Below are 18365 nucleotides of genomic sequence, written 5' to 3' on the forward strand. Positions count from 1 at the left end.
TTCATGTACTTAATTTTGCCTAAAATTGTATAATTAAATATTGAAACTTAAATAATTCTGAAAAGTAAATTAAAGTTTTTAAACAGTGAAGCTTTTACCAAAATTGGAAAGTTGTTAGTTACGGGTTTGGAAGTTTAAGGGTTTGAAAATATAATGATTCACCACTGAACAGTATTTTTTCCATTTTTCCTTCTTTGATAATGTCTTTTAGTGTTTTCTGTCCCTGTTTCTGCAGATAAATATTTTCCATTAAACTTTATTGTTGAATAGTAAACAACTATCAATAACCCATGCAATATCAATAACCCATGCAATATCAATAATCCATGCAATATCAATAACCCATGCAATATCAATAATCCATGCAATATCAATAATCCATGCAATATCAATAACCCATGCAATATCAATAATCCATGCAATATCAATAATCCATGCAATATCAATAACCCATGCAATTCTAAAATTCTGAGACTTTTTCATGAATGGTTATTTTGGAGCAAAAGCGGCGCCAGGAAAGCTGTAAGGAAAGCTGTAAGTGCTACAGCAATAGCAGAGCCGGCAACTCCCTGCCAATCTGCTACTTTCCAGGCCAGCATTGCACCTCCAGATCCGAGGCTACCGCCAATAAACATCCCTACCATGAACAAACTATTCACCCGGTTGCGTGCTTGCGGCTTAAGCCCGTAGATTATCTGCTGATTGGCAACCATGGCACTCTGCATCCCAAAATCAAGAAACATAACCCCGAAGACAAGGCCAGCAAGAGAATTCCAGCCTGCAAGAATCAGCCAGGCTAGCAGAGCGGCAAACGCACCTGTAGAAACGACCTTGCCCGGTCCCCGACGGTCAGCTAGACGTCCAGCTATAGGAGCAGCCAACACTCCCACCATCCCAATGATTCCAAAAAGTCCTGCAACATCGGCGCCTAGGTGGAAAGGAGGCTGTTCGAGATGTAGTGCGAGGATCGTCCAGAAGGCACTGAACACGGCAAAGATTAATCCCTGTATCACGGTGGCGCGACGTAGCCTGGATTCCTCGCGCCAAAGTTGTAGGAGTGAACGAAGCAGCAGACCATATTTCATCGAAGCTGATGGCCGACTGAGCGGCAATAACAGTGCCATTGCTGCCGCGCCAGCCAGAACCAGAGGAATTCCAAGCCAGAACATTGCTCTCCAGCCGTAGTGAGTAGCGATAAAACCGGCGAGAATCCGGCTTAAAAGCATACCGCTCAGCAATCCGCTCATAACGCTGCCGATAATTGCACCTCGACGGTTATCAGAGGCCAGAGATGCGGCAGCCGGTATTATCTGCTGCGTGACAGAGGCAGTAAAGCCAATGCAAAGTGAGGCGCCCAGCAGGGCCCAACCAGTAGATGAAGTGGCGGCAAAAAGCAGTGATAAGGCCAAAACAAGGAACTGCCACACGATGAGCCGGCGGCGTTCTATCAGATCTCCCAGGGGTACCAGAAGCAGTAATCCGAGTGCGTAACCGAGTTGGGTAGCAGTCGGAATAAGGCTGGGAGCCAATTCACCTGGAAAGGAACGAGTGATAACCCCAAGCATTGGCTGGTTATAGTATATGTTTGCCACTGCGATTCCACATGCACAGGCCATCGCGAAGACAAGCCCTTTACTTGGCTCAGAGACACTTCCAGTCTGGAATATGTCTTTTTTCGAATAACAGTTTTTTTCTTCCGACATGTAGTGCGATTTACAATGATCAAGTCCCTTATTTATTTCCCTCAGTCACACGTTGCACAACGTAACTCGTTGAACCATATATCTCGATGATAAAAATCACATCGACTTCTGTCATTTCAGACCTAATTTCATGAAGCTAAGAAAATGCCAGTTGTGGAGGGTTAATGTGTTCGGAATATAAACGATATAATCTAATAAAACAATAATAACCGGATAAATAATAGTTTAAAAAATAAAAAAGAAGTTAAAGCATCCTATGCCAAAGGCATGTCATGCTTATTGTTGTTTAGGCTTCAATTTCTGTCTGGTTAATTTTTTTGTAAAAATCAACTATCAACTTTGCAGCTTCGCTTTCCATGTTCAACTGGAAAATTCTAGTTTGCTTTCCGAAGGGTTTTTCTGTGACAACTCCTGATCCAACCAAAGGTGTGATAACCCGTGATACGCTTGCATGTGACAATCCAGTTTCCTCAGCTATTCCTGAAAGATAAGTTGGTTCGTTTTGTCTTTCAATAAGGTTCTTGAGGACTGTCATCTGTGCAGTTTTCCCGAATATTTTTTCTAATTTATCCATTGTTTTTCATCTCAGAGGTGGCTTTTTTCTAATTAAATAATTCTTATTTCTAATACTAGATGTGATCATCTATTTATTTCTTTTCTTTAATATAAAATGACTGATATTTTTAAGGTGTAAATGAAAGAGATTAGAAGCAGTCATTATACATATAGAGTCCATCCTAAAACCAATGTTTTTTCAAGTCAATTTTTCATGATCAGAAGCTATATTGAGTCTCCTATCTTCGAAATTCAATGAGGCGTTATTGGTTTTTGAGATTAGCTCATACAAATAATAATGGAAACTCTAGAAAGACATGTATTTTTTCTATCTTTTACGTTAAATCCAAGACTGGAAATTATGCAATCCAGGACTGAAAAAGAGATTTCTTTTTTCAGACCCTTTTGAATAAGTCACAGTTTTAATTTAGAACCTATCAGAAAAGTGTTGTAACCTATATCTACTAAGAGAAGTAAGAGAATAGACAAGCAGGCTAAGACCTAACTATCTCCATGTTGCAGGCTAAGACCTAACTATCTCCATATTATTCTATTGCTGTTTTCTGATAGCCAATTGATCAGACAGATATCTCTTAGATGTCTCCAAAGTTTCAATATCTTTATTTATATTACGTAGATCATTTAAAATGGTTTCCATGTACGGAGAAGTTAATTTATTTACTTCCTCTTGCTAACTGGCAATAAAGAAGCAAAAATAGAATCGATAGTTGCCATAAAAAGCGTTTTATAAATTACACATTGTTTGCATCATATATTGAATTTTTGGACTGACTCTAAGTAGAGAGCTCTTTTGTACGGAAATCAGGACCTGTAATTACTGAGTGTATTATGATAGTATTATGATAGTATATTATGATAGTCACTGCTGCAGTATAATATTTGCTGCAGACCGGGTATATAGCTGTTCAATCATACAGTATTCCATAAAATTATTATGTTAAATCGAGGTCAGGAAATATTAAGAGCCTGTCTTAATACTAAATTTGCTTTTACAATGAGAACAGGACTTACACATTTGAACTAAAAGATAAATTCCAATAAAAATCTATTCCAATAAAAATTGGTTATAAATTATAAAAGCAAAACGAGGAGCAAAACGCTATGGAATGGCCTATAACTTCCGGTAACTACGTAGTAGGAGACACAAATTCGAGTGTAGCTGTGGTAACTCTTGCCTCTGACTACAAGGAATGGGGACTTAAGAACTATGCAATCTGCGGAACCTGTTTTACTGCAAACTTTGGGATTGAAAAGATAATAACCAATGTGCTTGCAAATCCAAACATAAACTACTTGGTCGTCTGCGGAAAAGAAAGCGCCCACTGGGCAGGTCAGTCCCTGGTCTCACTTGCCGAAAATGGAGTTTCTACAATGGCAGGCTCAAGAAAAATAATCGGTTCAAAATCCCCTCTGTCCTACTTAAATGAAATTCCCATGACTGCAATTTCCCGTTTTATCAAGGAAATAAAAATCATAGACCTGATCGGAAATAAAGACCCTGCCGCCATCCAGAAAGCAATCGATTCCTGCACCGATCAGAAAAGAAGCGAAGCTCTCATCGTCTCAATGCCCGAAATAGATGCTCAAAGCTGGAGAAAATACGAGCATATAGTAAAAAATAATGTGATGTCAAAAATGAAGAAAGGGCGAACAGAGGGTTGCTTTTAATTTTTCAATTTCTTTTTTAAATTCATCTAAAAACTTCCTTCCACGCCCGAATGTTCACTTTGTGAGCAGATATCGGGCGGTTACTGACGAAAAAAAAGCAAAAGGAGAATTGGAAGTTGCCATAAAAAGCGTGTTATAAATGACACACTGTTAGCAGCATCTATGCTTGTAATTAAGTTAGTAAGTCCTTGTAAGTTAGTTATAAATAAAGCTGACTACTAAATAATGAAATGAGGTAAAATTAATGGCAAAACCAGTTGAGTTAGGGTTAGTCCTTGAGGGAGAGGATGCAAAACGATTCATCGAATATGATGACAACCCAAAAGCATCACCTTTAGTCTTAGCTATGATTGCCGAAGGCAGGGAATTATATGAGAAAAACGAGCGAAAAGTCAGAGAACTTAAAGCACGAGAATCTCGACAATGAACTTATTATACTGCCTCTCTATGAAGCTGACGATCTTTCTTCTTTTAACTGCGAAAGTGAAGAGTTAAATGATTTTTTAAAGACTAATGCCTTTTTAGATCAAAATAATTTAGTCAACCGAACACGATTATGTTTTTGCAATGGTTCTCTGGCCGGATTCTATTCTCTAGCAGCCGACACAATTGAAACCAAAAATGTAATTGATGGAATAGAATCTTACCCCTATCGAAAATATCCAGCGGTTAAAATTGCAAGACTGGCGGTTGATTCCAGGTTCGAAAGATGTGGGATAGGAACTTTTTTAATGAAAATTATTCTGGCTCAAGTGGTATCGATTTGTGATAATATAGGTTGTAGAAATGGATGAATTACGACGGTATTTAGTAAAAAATTAATTTACAAATAAATTGTGAAAAAATTTATATGCTTCAATCAATTTCTTTTTCATGAATCTTACTAAATTTCCCATTCGAATATAAATAGTGGGAAATCTTTTGGACAAGATTGGAATGCGTCTTATTCATAGAATATATCAATTTTTCTTGGAGAACTACGAAAATAATATCCATTTCTATTTTGTTTAATAAATGTACTAATTTATCTTCCCTTATTATTAAGCCTCTACACGTTTTATTTTTTATGTTAATTATTATTTCCTCATTTGAACTGTCCACCCAACTGCTGTCTCCATCCCATTTGAGGTTTAGTTTACTTATGAACATTGGCAAAGGAAATTCTATTGTCTCAGAACGTTCGTCATTTGAAAAGTCATATTCAAAGCTTTGTTCTCTAAGCATACTTATCTCATTTGAGTATGCAGTTGTCGTATTAGGTAAAATCTCAGTAAGTTCTAAGTACAGATCTCCATATAATAAATCTTGTTGGACAGCTTCACTATAAGGATACTCTGCTAAATAAATAGAGTGACTATGTTGATTGAAAGATGAAGTGTATATTTCGAATTGATCCTTCATTTCCTTAATGCCTTTCCGATAATGTTTTGTTTCTTTTTTAGGAACTAATATCGATCTTATGACAGTAGTAACCTTTCTATTGAAACCGGTGAGTTTTTCAGATTGAGTTGGGTTCTTTTCTTTATTTTCCTTAGAAAGTGATAAATTAATCCACTGTCTGTTTTCGTTATCAAATGCTTTTATTGCTTTATATACACTTGGTAGGTCAAGAGTTTTTATCCACTCCTCTGGAGAAATGTCTTTTACGGTTGAAAAATTATAATCAACAGGATTCCACCAATCATGCGAACCTACTTTTTTGAAAATACTATATCTTAAATCAGTTGGATCCATTGTGTAGTGCCTTATGCCAAGACTCTGCAATCTGTTGGATTTTTTGCTTACGGGATCACTGTAGTATTTAATGTAATCTAAATTATCTGACAGAATACCAATTAATCTGTAGAATAAAATCCAATAATACTTTTTTCCTAATCTCTCCGCCCAACTGGGTTTACTCCGCCCTCCTCCATATTTGGATCTCAGATACATATCATACATATAACATTTTGAATTATACCCAGGATAACCCATTTCTTTAACGGAGTACAAAAACCAATTATAAATATCATTTTTAGTAATATTAAGTGATTTTAAATCAAAATTATAAAATACTCTTTCTACAATGTAATGAGCAAAATCTGTTCCAAATCCATAGCTTCCCAAATACATTTCTGGAATATTGGAGAACTCTTCACAAGAAATTATTTCATCAACTATTTCCTGTTTAGGGATTTCTAAAGGCCAAATACTTTCATAAGGTGGCCTAAATACATTTATATCTGCGTTATCAGGTAATTTTTCCATGTTATTTGCAAATTCAAGTATCAATCTTAGATTGTCTCTGATAAGTGCGTTGCAGGGAATCTTCTTATAAAGAAATAAATTGTATACTGTTTGTGCAATCTCTTTTAAGGAATCGAAAAACCCTAATTTCAAGATAGCTCCGTACGCTGCTAACGTAACTCTCTCTAAGATGTATTCATCATCAACCGAATTGAATTTGCTTATTATGGGAGTAATTATCTGTGGATTAGTTATAAAAAGTCGAGTCAATCCTAAAGTAGACTGATCTCTAATTCTTCTGTCAGAAGATGCACAAAACCATGAGAGAATTATTGCCCATAGCGTTAAAGACTCAATATTAATGTGTTCTAAATTAGCGTTTTTAGCCCAGTATATAAGACGATAAACATTTTGCTTAAGCTCATAGTTTTCGTGAATATTAAAATTCCAGAATGGGTCTCTTGTCGTTAAATTAAGCCTTTCCAAAAAATTGTGTAGGAATTCTCCATTTAATAAGCAGTCGCTTCTGGTAGATGTGGCTAATAATGAGTCAATTAAAACTGCATTATTAAAATTTTTACGTAATTGACTTAAAACAAGATATCTGGTCTTATCAAAAAATGCTTTGGAACTTCTCCACTCAAAACTTCTAAATATTGCATTGTAAATGTCATCTTCAAAACTTGAATTATTTATATCGATGAGCTCTGTTAGTTCTACATTATAGTTCTCAGGAATAATGATTGAACAAGCCTCTAGCAAACCCAATCTAATATTTTCCGTGCAATTACTATTAAGTATAAAATATAATGGATTTCCTTCATTAAATGAATCTCGAACTAATGATTTATCTAAATCTTTTATTGCTTCTCTTACAATAAGGAAATCCTGAATCCTTTCAAATGTGAATCTAACGTTATATTCAGGTAAACCATCCTCATTAAGCATTGATGGTATTACAGATACTAAATTCTCCTTTTCTAATTGAATAAATAATGAGTCAGTATAACCAGATCTTGGTAGTATATTATTTACAATTCTCTTTGCTTCATCTAGTTTGATATAATTTGAAGAGCTTTGACCAATTGATTTTGCTAAAGCAAATAATGCTTTATTTATTATGTTGTCACGAGGATCACAGTCAATTGCAGATGAAATTACTTTATTTTTCTTTTTAAGGAACGAGTTCATTATAGTTAAAAAACCCTGTTGACCCAATGGTAATGAAGATGGTTCTTTGTCTTTTAAAGTACTACAAACCAAGTGTAAAAATAGAGGATTTGTAAACTCTTTCTGCAACAAAGGTGATGTAGGATGTTCAATTTTGTAGTAATTAAAAAACTCAGTAATCGCCTCAAATTCGCACTCAGAAAAACCATTATGGTCAATCTGTGGAATTGAATTTATATCGTTAAAAATCTCAGTTATATAAGTGTCACGACAAGAAACACAAAGAAGTATCTTTGGATATGGTTTTAATTGTTCACATATTAATGGGAACCATCTTTTCCATTTTTTGTGATCCTTAGATTCATTTAGTGCATCTATATAAATTAGTATTGGCTCTTGCGTTTCTGCGGATGCTATAGATAGACATTCCAAGAACTCATCTCTAGAGAGGTTGCCGGATAATCCCAATTTTTTACTTATCGTGGTCCATGGATCGTCATGATCGAAGTCTTCCCCATAAAAAACTAGACTAATTGCCCCACGATCTTTTCGACTTAAAGCGTGATCAATAATTAGATGTGTCTTTCCAATTCCTGCAGGACCTTTTAAAAGGACAGTTTTTGAAAATGATAGTTTTATTTTATTTGATGTCAAAAGTGACAGAAGTTCTTTAAGACAAAGAATCATATCACGAGTTGAATCTAGATGTTCAGCAGGAAAAGTGGCCATATATTCTGTCATGTATTGGCGGTAACTAGGAGTATCTACCCCGCCTTTCGTCTTAAACTCTTCGAAGACTAACGATTCATAATTTTGAAATCTATCGAGTAAATTTAGTAGTTTTTCAGATATATCTGTATTTATTTCTTGATTCCAATCATCTGTATAAATCTTGGTTAGTGTTTCAATAACTTCATCTAGACCGCTTTTTATTTCGTCATAAGGTGTTGATATTTTTTCTTTTGTGGTTTCCTTTAGATTATATGAACGATTCCAATTATCCACTTTTTCATTTATTGTTAAATTGATTTGCTTATTTTTATCTACCATTACTTTAGGATTTGAGAATATTTCTAGTTCCTCAAAAGAAGGGACACTTATTGACAGCTGTGGAGTGTACCGGTCTCCAGCTTGTGCTTTTGCCTCATTAATTCTTTGCTCAAACCACCCATTTGGGAATATTTCTTTATTAAACCAGTAATTTTTTAATCCATTGTTAGTATCGAGTTCTATTATATAATCTAGAAGTTTACTTTTATTCCATAAATACACTTTAAAACTAAACTTCAATTCTACTTTCTTTGTTTCCAACCAACTTTCAAATTTTTCTAGTTCTCCTATCCCTTTACTTGTGTTAGTAGTTAAATTAAATGGAATGCATACAACATAGCAGGTTAAATTAGGATGTATTGTAGTAGCAGATCCTAGAGATTTCGTGAGTTGTTTAATTAATGCTGCATATGTAAAAATATACTTACATTGTATACCTATTTCTTTCTCATCAGTTAATTTCCAATATGCTTCAACTCCCCCATCACCCCCAGCACCTCTATTACGATTATATGTAATTAAGTCAGATCTAAGAGCTTTAATTTTCCTATAAAATATCTCGCAACATAACTCTTCAAATGAATCCTCTTTATTTCCCATTCGAGGACAAATGTCTTTAAACTCGATTTCTAGCATGATACGGTCACATATAAAAATTTAATTTTCAATACTCACATTAGATATCAATGAAAAAGCATTTCAAATCTAAAAAAGTATGCTTTTTGATAATGTGTACTATGAACTGGCGAGAACGATTAGTATTGACCCCCAGTCCTTACAGGCGAACCAGTTATCAAAGGTACACACCTTGCAGTAGAGTTCATTATCGACTGGCAGGCTCATGATTGAACTGAAACTGAGATTCTTCAGAACTACCCCGGATTAACCCATGAAGATATTCAAGCGTGTCTGATGTATGCAATCGATTTGCTCAGGACATAAAGAGTTTATTCTGTTGAGATTTCTCAGGACGTAGACTTATGCGCCTACTGGCAAGTGAAAAACTTCTTGATATTCAGAACTTTTGTTCTCTGCTTTTTCTGTCTTTTTCGTCAGTGACCGCCCGATATCTGCTCACAAAGTGAACATTCGGGCGTGGAAGGAAGTTTTTAGATGACTTGATTAAAGTATTTTCTCCTTAGCGATCTTTGTGACGAGCTTTAGGCCGGCCTTGATCTCTTCGATAGGCCCTGTCGAATATGCCCTCCCTGGATATCTTCAGGATCGGAGCAGGTCCTTCTTTACTTATTTTCATCCTTCATAGTATCCTTAATTGTTTCAATCATCTCTTCAAACTCACCATCATCAGGCATATGTTTTGCAAATTCGACGAGGCTGGACAATTGTAAGCATCTGTCGAATTTCTCATATTCTACGCCTTTGTTTTTCAGGTAATTTATCAGTTCGGCGTTTGTGACTTCTTTCTTCAATCCATATTTATAGCTTAGATATAAGCGCAGAGCCTGTGCAGCAGTTCCATAAGCTTCTTTGAACTGCTTTTCTTCATAGAGCGATATTGCTTTTTCCACAAGTTTTTCTGCTTCTTCCCTGAAGTCAAAGTTTTCTTCCTGGAGTGGTATCTTCTCTTCAACTAATGTATTCTGTTCCTTTTTACCTGAATATTTGTTGTACACCAGATAAGCAAGAACAAGCAATATCAGAATTCCTATGAGATATATGGGGTAAAGGTTCCTTTCCTGCTCTCTTACAAGTTCGACATCCTCAACACTGCCGTTTTCAAATTTTGCATTGATCTGAGCTGTTTCATTTTTGGCATTTTCATATTGTATCTGAAGAGCCGTAGTGTTGTTCTCCTGGGAAAACGTTGAATCGACTTCGTTAAAACCATCATCTTGCAGTTGCTTCAGATACTTCTGGAAGTCCTTGTTCTGAGAAAGCAAGTCCCTCATTTTTTGCTTGTCTTCTGCTGTATCCGTCTGTAAACTCTTCATTGTACCATTATTCATTTCTCCCTGAATGCTTGCCTTATCACCGTTTTGTTTCTCATAGCTTGCCGTGAAGGTTCCTGTATTATTTGATGAAGGGTTAGCACTCATAGATGTCAAATTGTATCCAAGGTCCGATAATTTCTGGTTTGCCTTCTGGAAGTTCTGGTTAGTTACAACTTGTTTCTGGAATTGCTGCTGTGTTTCTTGCTGTTTTTGCACCTGTTTTTGCATCTGCTCTTTTAGTGCTGAGGTATTCTGATCCGGTTGATTGTTTTGCGCAGCCTGCTGGGGAGTTTGCGAAGATTGCTGATTGGTCATCTGTTGCATTATTTGTTGCATTTGCTGTTCTTGCTGTGCAATTTGCTGTTCTTGTTGTGCAAATGGATCTGTTGTTTGCTGTGTGGTGGATGCTTCCTGTGAAGAGCTCTGAATCGGATTGGCCTGATTTTGCTTATCGGATTCTTTTTCAACAAAATGTATGGCAATGTTGCCAAGATTGACAACTTTGCTTCCATTGTCATCGTAATTGAAATTGAGCGATACATTTAAAGTTTCAGGCTTATCGCTGGTCCCGAACCCAAGGTTAACTGTGGAGTTACCTTTGCTTACCTGGAGGTTCGTTGATTTGGAATTGGAACTTGAAAAGTGAACCGATCCACTATTAATTTCCTGTGTAAGCGTGTATCCCAGGATGCCGTTTATATCATTATTACCTGAATTAGTGATATTAAGAGGAATATAGGCTTGTTCTCCGACCAGGAAATAGTAATCCTTTTGAGGAATTGAAAATATTATGTTCCCTTCGGCATAAGCTACAGGTGTTAGTAGCAAGAAAAGTGAAAAAATGGCAATGTATTTTCTTATCATTGCAGTATCCTTCCCTTTCCGTATCTATAATATATCTGGATAAGTAATGTCAGAAGCGCTGCAAAGAAGAACCAGTCTTTGATGTTTGTTTCTTCTTTTTCTCTTTTTATGTTCTCGCTGATGTTCTTGTAAATTTCATCCAGTGTTTTGTCATCGACGGATTTGAAATACTTTCCTCCGGTATCATTTGCAATGGCCTGCAGTGTAGCTTCATCAAGTTCTGCATACTGAGGGTTCCCAAACCAGTCATATCCAAGTAACACATTACTGTTTGAGCCCATACCGATAGTATAGACCTGAATGTTGTTAGCTTTCGCATACTTGATCGCTTCATCAGGGCTAATATAACCTGCATTATTCACCCCGTCACTTAACAATATAATTACTTTTTTCTTGTTTGGAATGGACGAAGCCATGTCAATCCCAAGGCTAAGTCCATCTCCAATAGCAGTGCTGCCTTCTTTTGGTGCAATATTGCGAAGTTTTCCAATTACGTTTTCTTTGTCGGGACTTAAATAAGCTGCAGTAGTAGCTCCGGATTCAAAAGTGACAATTCCCGCATAATCCTTACTTTTAAGAGAATCGATCAGTATTTCAGCCGATGATTTTGCTGCTTCCAGCCTTGAGGGAGTGTAATCCTGGGCCTGCATACTTCCTGAAACATCCATTACCAGTACAACATTTACTCCTTCTTTGGTCTGTTCCAGAGGGATATGCGGATTTGCAAAACCTATTATCATCAAGCTGATGGCCACTAGCGACAGATAAAACAGATGTACATCTCTTTTTGACTTTTTAGTGTCACCCAATGCGGATTTAATAAAAGCGAGGTTGCTGAATTTTATCGCTTCGTTTTTCTTCTGTATTCTGGCTTTTTTATGCAGATAATATATAAGCGGAATTATCAGCAAGAATATAAGAATATAAGGAGAATCAAAACCTGTCATTATCTTATCTCCTTATTTTTCTGGTTCTAAAGAATTTCTTAAGTGCGGTTTCATATGGTTCATCTGTAACGAGGTCAACCATGTCGATCTTCATTTTCCTGAAGAATCTTTGTAAAGATTCATTATGTTCCATGACAAGTTCTGCATAGCGTATTCTGAACTCTTCATTGGAAGTGTCAACAAGAAGTTGCTCACCGGTTTCCTCATCTTCCAGTTCGATAAGACCAACATCAGGAAGTTCTTGTTCACGTTTGTCAGTTACTCTTAATGCTACGATATCATGTCTGTTTTTCATCACTTTGAGAGGCTTTGAAAAGTCATCAGAACAAAAATCTGAGATTACAAAGACGATACTCCTTCGTTTGAGCAGCATGGCAATGGACTGCATACTGTTCATGATGTCTGTATTTTTTGCAACGGGCTCATAGGAAATCAATGTGCTGAGCAATTTTAGAACGTGTTTCCTGCCTTTTCTGGCTGGAATGTACTTTTCAATTCCTTCCGTAAAAATGAAAAGCCCAACATTATCGTTGTTTTCCATGGCTGCAAACATTAAGCTTGCTGCGATATCTATTGCTTTTTGCTTCTTTGTGATATTACTTCCGAAGCTTCCGGAAGCCGACATATCTATAGCAAAATAAACACGTAGGTCTCTTTCTTCAACAAATTCTTTAATGAAAGGACGATTGAACCTTGCAGTAACCTTCCAGTCAATTGCACGGACATCATCACCTGCCCTATATTCTCTGATTTCAGAAAAATCGATACCTTGACCCTTGAATACAGAGTGATAGTTCCCAGTGATCAGTCCTTCTACTTGTTGTTTTGTACTGATCTCTATACGTTTTACTTGCTTAATGACTTCTTTTGCACTCTGCATATAGCACACAACCCTATGTGATTTGTACACTTCTTCACTAGCGAAAATCTCCTGGCGAAAATTTCCGAGTGAAAATTTCCTGGCGAAAATTTCCGAGTGAAAATTTCCTGGCGAAAATCTCGATCTGGGCGCTCATGGCACTTTTACTTTATTCAGTATCTGTGCAATTATCTGATCACTGGTGACTTCTTCAACTTCTGCCTCGTAGTTAAGAAGTATACGATGCCGAAGCACGTTGTATGCAACAGCTTTTATGTCTTCAGGGATCACATATCCTCTTCCGCCAAGCATTGCATGTGCTTTTGCAGCAAGTATAAGCCATAAAGATGCACGTGGAGATGCTCCGTATTCTATGTATCCTTCGGCGTCAACATCATAAGCCTGTGGGTGTCTCGTTGCATCTACGACCTGTGCCACATAGTCCTTGATCTTTCTATCAGCGTATATCTGGGAATTGAAATCCTGAATCTCAATAATTTGTTCAGATGTGAGTATCTTCGATATCTGAGGCTGTATACCCTGCGTAAACCTCTCAATGATCTCAATTTCATCATCCTTAGTGGGATAATCAATAAGAAGTTTGAACATGAACCTGTCCACCTGTGCTTCAGGAAGCTTATAGGTACCTTCTGACTCTATTGGGTTCTGTGTTGCCATTACAAGGAAAGGACGCTCGAGTTTGAAAGTTTCTCCCTGTATACTTACCTGTCTTTCCTGCATCGCTTCTAAAAGTGCTGACTGGACCTTTGGAGGAGCACGATTTATCTCGTCGGCAAGGATAAAGTTAGAAAAGATTGGGCCTTTAAGTGTGAAAAAAGAAGCTTCATTGTGGTTGTATATTTTGGTACCGGTTATATCTGCCGGCAATAGGTCCGGTGTGAATTGAAGTCTCACAAAATCACAATCAAGGCATTCTGCCATTGTTCTGGCCATGAGGGTCTTTGCGAGGCCGGGGACACCTTCAAGTAGAATATGACCCTGGGATATCAATGCTATAAGCATATTGTCAATAATGTCGTCCTGCCCAATTATCTTGTTTTTAATCTCAGTTCGTAGTTTTAAGATCTGTTCAGAATAGTAGCTCGCTCTTTCATTGAGCTTCTGAATATTTTCGTCCATATACTCACCTGCGGTGAAGAATAGCTGATAACAAAGCATACAGTTCAGAAAGTTAGTGAAAGTTAGTGAAAGTTAGTGAAAGTTAGTGAAAGTTGGTGAATCTTAGTGAATCTTAGTGAATCTTAGTGAATCTTAGTGAATCGTTTAAACCAACTACTGATAGCTTTTTGCGTTGTTAGTGCACCTTTTTGTTTTCTGTAAATTTAAAGTTCTATTCAGTATTTTTCAGTTCTTTTACCCAGGCCATCCCGCGAAGTGTGGGACACTTCGGATGCAAAATATATTTTTCAAATTAATAAAGTTTATTCAGTTGGTGTAACGGATCTATGTAAAATGTTAAATCAGAGAGTCAAAAAAACTTTGGTACAATAGTCGAATTATACACATTTGTGAGTTATTTTGATATATGATATATCTTGATATATATTTACATTTGGTGTTAAATTTTATAAATTCTTCATAATAAATAATAAAAAATTATGATCATTTGTTACATATATGAAGTATGAAAAGCTTTTATAATTTTATATCAAAGTATTATATAGAAAAATTGATAGGATAGATTTAAATTGGGAAATGAAACCATTCGTTTGGACTCATGTCCTGCGAGTCTGCAGGAAAGCAAAATTCTTAAGGCACGGGTCAGCCTTCTTTTTGGCAGATAAACGTTAAAACTTGTATTAGTAGTTGGTATTATATTTGTAGTTGGTATTTTTACAGAAATAGCTTCTGTGCTTCTATGGGTACATATTCCCGATGGCTTATTTTTAATTTTTTTTAATTGTATTTTTATTTTCAGGCCTTATTTGATTGCTTATTCCTCTTTCCATATTATTTTATAATTATCCCAGTACCGTTGAAGTAATGCCTGAAAAATCATAATCAAAAAACTATGCGTAAGCCCATTGTGATCGAAAAAAAAGATATCATGCAAATCTCAGTAACAAGGACTAAAATTCATTCTCTACGCTGGTTGATCCTTTTAACATATGTCATTTTATTAGTATTTCTCTTTGCAGATAGGTAATGAAAACTTTGCAGGATTTATTGCATTCATCTCAAAGATTTTTTTTGAATATATTGCTTTTATTTTAATGGATACAATATTATTTCAATGTGATCTGCAGAAAACAAATCAACCGCGTAAGCTCTAATTATTTAATACTCAATATTAAATAGATATCCGTGGTTATAGTTTTTAATACTGAATTGGAATAATTTCTTCAGGGATAGAACTATTAGTAATGATTAAAGGGGGAAATATAGCCAGAATCGGAGTCGTAAGACCTAAAGTAACGAACTTTCAGGATTGGAAAGGTAAATTGGACATGGCAAAACAGCATGTAAGAATTTTAAGCTTTTGGAAAACGGACCGAAATTAATCTCTCTGGCAATCGGCACTCAATTCTTCTAGGAGGAGACAAGATTAAAAAGATTGCATACTGGAGAGTTGATCTTGAATTTTTATCAATGGTAGGGGGTAGGTAACGTTATGACTGACGAAAGAAAAAACCCTGAAACGGGCAGAGAAGATAAACAAGAAACCGGTAGAGGCATATCGAACCGCGACTGGTGGCCAAACCAGTTGAAGATAGAGATCCTGCATCAGCATTCCTCCAAGTCCAACCCAATGGGCGAAGACTTCAACTACGCGAAAGAGTTCAAGAGCCTCGACCTAGCGGCTGTGAAGAAAGATCTCGCGGCGCTGATGACCGATTCGCAGGACTGGTGGCCGGCGGACTTCGGTCACTATGGTCCTTTGTTCATTCGCATGGCGTGGCACAGCGCCGGCACCTACCGCGCCTTTGACGGCCGCGGCGGTGGCGGTAGAGGCCAGCAGCGCTTTGCACCGCTCAACAGTTGGCCGGACAACGTCAACCTGGACAAGGCACGTCGCCTGCTCTGGCCGATCAAGCAGAAGTATGGCCGGAAAATTTCATGGGCCGATCTCATGATTCTTGCGGGTAACGTCGCCATGGAAACTATGGGATTCAAAACGTTCGGTTTCGGAGGCGGTCGCGAGGACGTCTGGGAACCGGATCAGGACGTCTATTGGGGCCCTGAGGACACGTGGCTGGGTGGTGATAAACGCTACTCCGGTGACCGGAACCTCGAAAATCCGCTCGCTGCCGTGCAGATGGGGCTGATCTACGTCAATCCGGAAGGTCCAAACGGCAACCCGGATCCGATCGCGGCGGCCAAGGATATCCGTGATATTTTCGCTCGCATGTCCATGAACGACGAAGAGACCGTTGCGCTTATCGCTGGCGGTCACGCCTTCGGCAAAACCCACGGTGCCGGCCCTGCGTCCCATGTCGGGCCTGAGCCAGAAGCGGCCAGTATCGAGGAGCAAGGCCTCGGTTGGAAAAGCAGTTTCGGCACCGACAAAGGCGGTGACACGATCACCGGAGGCCTGGAGGTCACCTGGACCAACACGCCGACGAAGTGGAGTAATAACTTCTTCAGGATCCTGTTCGGCTACGAGTGGGAATTGACGAAGAGCCCGGCCGGTGCATATCAGTGGCAACCTAAAGGTGGCGCAGGCGCCGGCACGATTCCAGACGCCCACGACCCGTCCAAGCGCCACCCGCCAAGCATGATGACCACTGACCTTTCCTTGAGGTTCGACCCCGTCTACGAAAAGATTTCAAGGCACTTCTACAAGAACCCGGATCAATTAGCGGATGCATTCGCCCGCGCATGGTTCAAGCTAACGCACCGCGACATGGGTCCTCGCGCCCGCTATCTCGGTCCGGAGGTTCCTGCCGAAGAGCTCATCTGGCAGGACCCCATCCCCGCAGTCAATCACAAGTTAATCGATGAACAGGACATTGCCTCCCTTAAGGACAAGATCCTTGACTCAGGGCTGTCAATCTCGCAACTGGTTTCGACCGCCTGGGCTTCAGCGTCTACCTTCCGTGGCTCCGACAAGCGTGGTGGTGCGAACGGTGCACGAATTCGCCTCGCGCCACAGAAGGATTGGGAAGTCAACCAGCCGGCCGAGCTGGCGAAAGTGCTGAACACTCTTGAAGGTATCCAGAGCGAGTTTAACAGCGCGGCCTCTGGCGGCAAGAAGGTCTCGTTTGCTGACCTGATTGTTTTGGCTGGTTGTGCAGGCGTCGAGCAAGCTGCGAAAAATGCTGGTCACGATGTGACGGTCCCCTTCTCGCCAGGGCGCATGGATGCCTTGCAGGAGCAGACCGATGTTGTCTCCTTCGCCTTACTCGAACCGATCGCGGATGGTTTCCGCAACTACCTCAAGAACCAATACACCGTATCAGCCGAGGCGTTGCTGGTTGACAAGGCTCAATTGCTGACGCTGACCGCACCAGAGATGACAGTGCTCATTGGCGGTATGCGCGTGCTGAACACCAACTTCGGACAGACCCAGCACGGCGTTTTTACCCAGAAGCCGGAAGCGCTAACCAACGACTTCTTCGTGAACCTGCTCGACATGGGCACTGAGTGGAAGGCGGTATCGAACGCCAGGGATATGTTTGAAGGGCGCGATCGCAAGACTGGCAAAGTCAAGTGGACCGGCACGCGTGTCGATCTCATCTTCGGTTCTAACTCCCAGCTCCGGGCTCTGGCCGAGGTATACGGAAGCGCAGACGCGCAGAAGAAGTTTATCCAGGACTTCGTGGCGGCCTGGACCAAGGTGATGAACCTTGACCGATTCGACCTCGCCTGATCGTAGCATAAACGTCTTCAATAGCTTGAAGATCTTCAAAACAAACGACTTTGCTCAGATTAAAGAACGGTATCGGTCGCTTGACAAGATCAGGCAGGAACATATGATTGGCAACCTTATGGCCGACCTAAGCCATGTCACCATTCAAGGTGCAATCGAAAACTTGCAGCAGGCTGATGAGACTTTGGCAGCATCTGTAGCAAAAGGAGTTCGAGGATATATTAAAATAAAGAAGCGAGGATATTTTGAATACAGAGGCTACCCTCGAATTCTCTATTTTTTATCGCGGAATCACCCATTGATTGCTTTCACTTTGGCTTTTGGATTGCCTGATTGTTATGCGAGATTATATTTCCGCAAGTTAAAAATCTCTATAAGTCAAAGAACTCACTCATTCCAGGCCCCACTTCTTCCTGAACTCGAGCTTCTGCTGGCTGGTCATCCAGTGGCTGCCGTCACAGTAGGGCTTGTTCTCTGACTTCCCGCAGCGGCAGATGGTTACTCTGTTCCGGGATTCGT

At 39.0% G+C, this 18365-nt stretch carries 12 protein-coding genes and 2 pseudogenes; 6 read left to right on the plus strand and 8 right to left on the minus strand.

Going from position 1 to position 18365, the window contains the following annotated elements:
- Positions 1-249 precede the first annotated feature (249 nt).
- The 3 genes from MSBRM_RS03260 to MSBRM_RS03270 form a co-directional block, all read right to left on the minus strand.
- The gene (locus MSBRM_RS03260; RefSeq protein WP_048154517.1) at positions 250-483 is read right to left on the minus strand and encodes a hypothetical protein; all 234 of its coding nucleotides are present in this window, start codon (positions 481-483) and stop codon (positions 250-252) included.
- Entirely contained in the window at positions 480-1703 is a 1224-nt protein-coding gene (locus MSBRM_RS03265) for an MFS transporter (protein WP_052712674.1), read from the minus strand. The genes MSBRM_RS03260 and MSBRM_RS03265 overlap by 4 nt, the downstream gene beginning before the upstream one ends.
- 286 nt (positions 1704-1989) lie before the next feature.
- The gene (locus MSBRM_RS03270) at positions 1990-2277 is read right to left on the minus strand and encodes a helix-turn-helix domain-containing protein (protein WP_048119866.1); all 288 of its coding nucleotides are present in this window, start codon (positions 2275-2277) and stop codon (positions 1990-1992) included.
- 1097 nt (positions 2278-3374) lie between these two features.
- Between MSBRM_RS03270 and MSBRM_RS03275 the strand changes: the two are divergent.
- The 3 genes and pseudogenes from MSBRM_RS03275 to MSBRM_RS03280 form a co-directional block, all read left to right on the plus strand.
- Positions 3375-3947, plus strand: a pseudogene (locus MSBRM_RS03275) (tetrahydromethanopterin S-methyltransferase subunit A); the annotation flags it as partial.
- A 244-nt stretch (positions 3948-4191) separates the two neighbouring features.
- The gene (locus tag MSBRM_RS19975; RefSeq protein ID WP_155400452.1) at positions 4192-4374 is read left to right on the plus strand and encodes a hypothetical protein; all 183 of its coding nucleotides are present in this window, start codon (positions 4192-4194) and stop codon (positions 4372-4374) included.
- Positions 4319-4741 (plus strand): N-acetyltransferase, encoded by a 423-nt coding sequence (locus MSBRM_RS03280; protein WP_176722087.1) that lies wholly within the window; start codon positions 4319-4321, stop codon positions 4739-4741. The genes MSBRM_RS19975 and MSBRM_RS03280 overlap by 56 nt, the downstream gene beginning before the upstream one ends.
- A gap of 61 nt (positions 4742-4802) precedes the next feature.
- Here MSBRM_RS03280 and MSBRM_RS03285 read toward each other — a convergent pair whose 3' ends face one another.
- Positions 4803-9029 carry an NACHT domain-containing protein gene (locus MSBRM_RS03285; RefSeq protein ID WP_048119863.1) on the minus strand — a complete coding sequence of 1409 codons (4227 nt, stop codon included), beginning with the start codon at positions 9027-9029 and terminating at the stop codon, positions 4803-4805.
- 141 nt (positions 9030-9170) lie between these two features.
- Between MSBRM_RS03285 and MSBRM_RS22000 the strand changes: the two are divergent.
- Positions 9171-9335: pseudogene (locus MSBRM_RS22000) on the plus strand (DUF433 domain-containing protein); the annotation flags it as partial.
- A 299-nt stretch (positions 9336-9634) separates the two neighbouring features.
- Here the strand turns inward: MSBRM_RS22000 and MSBRM_RS03290 are convergent.
- The 4 genes from MSBRM_RS03290 to MSBRM_RS03305 form a co-directional block, all read right to left on the minus strand.
- Positions 9635-11209, minus strand: coding sequence for a hypothetical protein (locus tag MSBRM_RS03290; protein ID WP_048154523.1), 1575 nt, complete (start codon positions 11207-11209; stop codon positions 9635-9637).
- A complete protein-coding gene (locus MSBRM_RS03295) occupies positions 11206-12156 on the minus strand; it encodes a vWA domain-containing protein (RefSeq protein ID WP_048119859.1) in 951 nt (316 codons plus the stop codon). Before MSBRM_RS03295 ends, MSBRM_RS03290 begins: the two co-directional genes overlap by 4 nt.
- 4 nt (positions 12157-12160) lie before the next feature.
- A complete protein-coding gene (locus MSBRM_RS03300) occupies positions 12161-13036 on the minus strand; it encodes a DUF58 domain-containing protein (protein ID WP_048123198.1) in 876 nt (291 codons plus the stop codon).
- 132 nt (positions 13037-13168) lie between these two features.
- Entirely contained in the window at positions 13169-14155 is a 987-nt protein-coding gene (locus MSBRM_RS03305; RefSeq protein ID WP_048119857.1) for an AAA family ATPase, read from the minus strand.
- Between the two features lie 1492 nt (positions 14156-15647).
- On the opposite strand from MSBRM_RS03305, the gene katG reads away from it, so the two are divergent.
- Positions 15648-17846 carry a catalase/peroxidase HPI gene (gene katG / locus MSBRM_RS03310; RefSeq protein WP_048154525.1) on the plus strand — a complete coding sequence of 733 codons (2199 nt, stop codon included), beginning with the start codon at positions 15648-15650 and terminating at the stop codon, positions 17844-17846.
- Complete coding sequence (locus MSBRM_RS21035; protein WP_048154528.1) at positions 17824-18324, plus strand: catalase-related domain-containing protein; 501 nt, start codon at positions 17824-17826, stop codon at positions 18322-18324. Before katG ends, MSBRM_RS21035 begins: the two co-directional genes overlap by 23 nt.
- Positions 18325-18365: the final 41 nt, after the last annotated feature.

The organism is Methanosarcina barkeri MS, assembly GCF_000970025.1.
In the GTDB taxonomy this organism is placed as follows: domain Archaea; phylum Halobacteriota; class Methanosarcinia; order Methanosarcinales; family Methanosarcinaceae; genus Methanosarcina; species Methanosarcina barkeri.

What these genes read in the sequence shown, in the direction of transcription:
- MSBRM_RS03295 (WP_048119859.1), bottom strand. Translation starts at nt 12,156, where the DNA reads ATGACAGGTTTTGATTCTCCTTATATTCTTATATTCTTGCTGATAATT.
- MSBRM_RS03260 (WP_048154517.1), bottom strand. Translation starts at nt 483, where the DNA reads ATGAAAAAGTCTCAGAATTTTAGAATTGCATGGGTTATTGATATTGCA.
- MSBRM_RS03285 (WP_048119863.1), bottom strand. Translation starts at nt 9,029, where the DNA reads ATGCTAGAAATCGAGTTTAAAGACATTTGTCCTCGAATGGGAAATAAA.
- MSBRM_RS03270 (WP_048119866.1), bottom strand. Translation starts at nt 2,277, where the DNA reads ATGGATAAATTAGAAAAAATATTCGGGAAAACTGCACAGATGACAGTC.
- MSBRM_RS03305 (WP_048119857.1), bottom strand. Translation starts at nt 14,155, where the DNA reads ATGGACGAAAATATTCAGAAGCTCAATGAAAGAGCGAGCTACTATTCT.
- MSBRM_RS19975 (WP_155400452.1), top strand. Translation starts at nt 4,192, where the DNA reads ATGGCAAAACCAGTTGAGTTAGGGTTAGTCCTTGAGGGAGAGGATGCA.
- MSBRM_RS03290 (WP_048154523.1), bottom strand. Translation starts at nt 11,209, where the DNA reads ATGATAAGAAAATACATTGCCATTTTTTCACTTTTCTTGCTACTAACA.
- katG (WP_048154525.1), top strand. Translation starts at nt 15,648, where the DNA reads ATGACTGACGAAAGAAAAAACCCTGAAACGGGCAGAGAAGATAAACAA.
- MSBRM_RS03280 (WP_176722087.1), top strand. Translation starts at nt 4,319, where the DNA reads ATGAGAAAAACGAGCGAAAAGTCAGAGAACTTAAAGCACGAGAATCTC.
- MSBRM_RS03265 (WP_052712674.1), bottom strand. Translation starts at nt 1,703, where the DNA reads ATGTCGGAAGAAAAAAACTGTTATTCGAAAAAAGACATATTCCAGACT.
- MSBRM_RS03300 (WP_048123198.1), bottom strand. Translation starts at nt 13,036, where the DNA reads ATGCAGAGTGCAAAAGAAGTCATTAAGCAAGTAAAACGTATAGAGATC.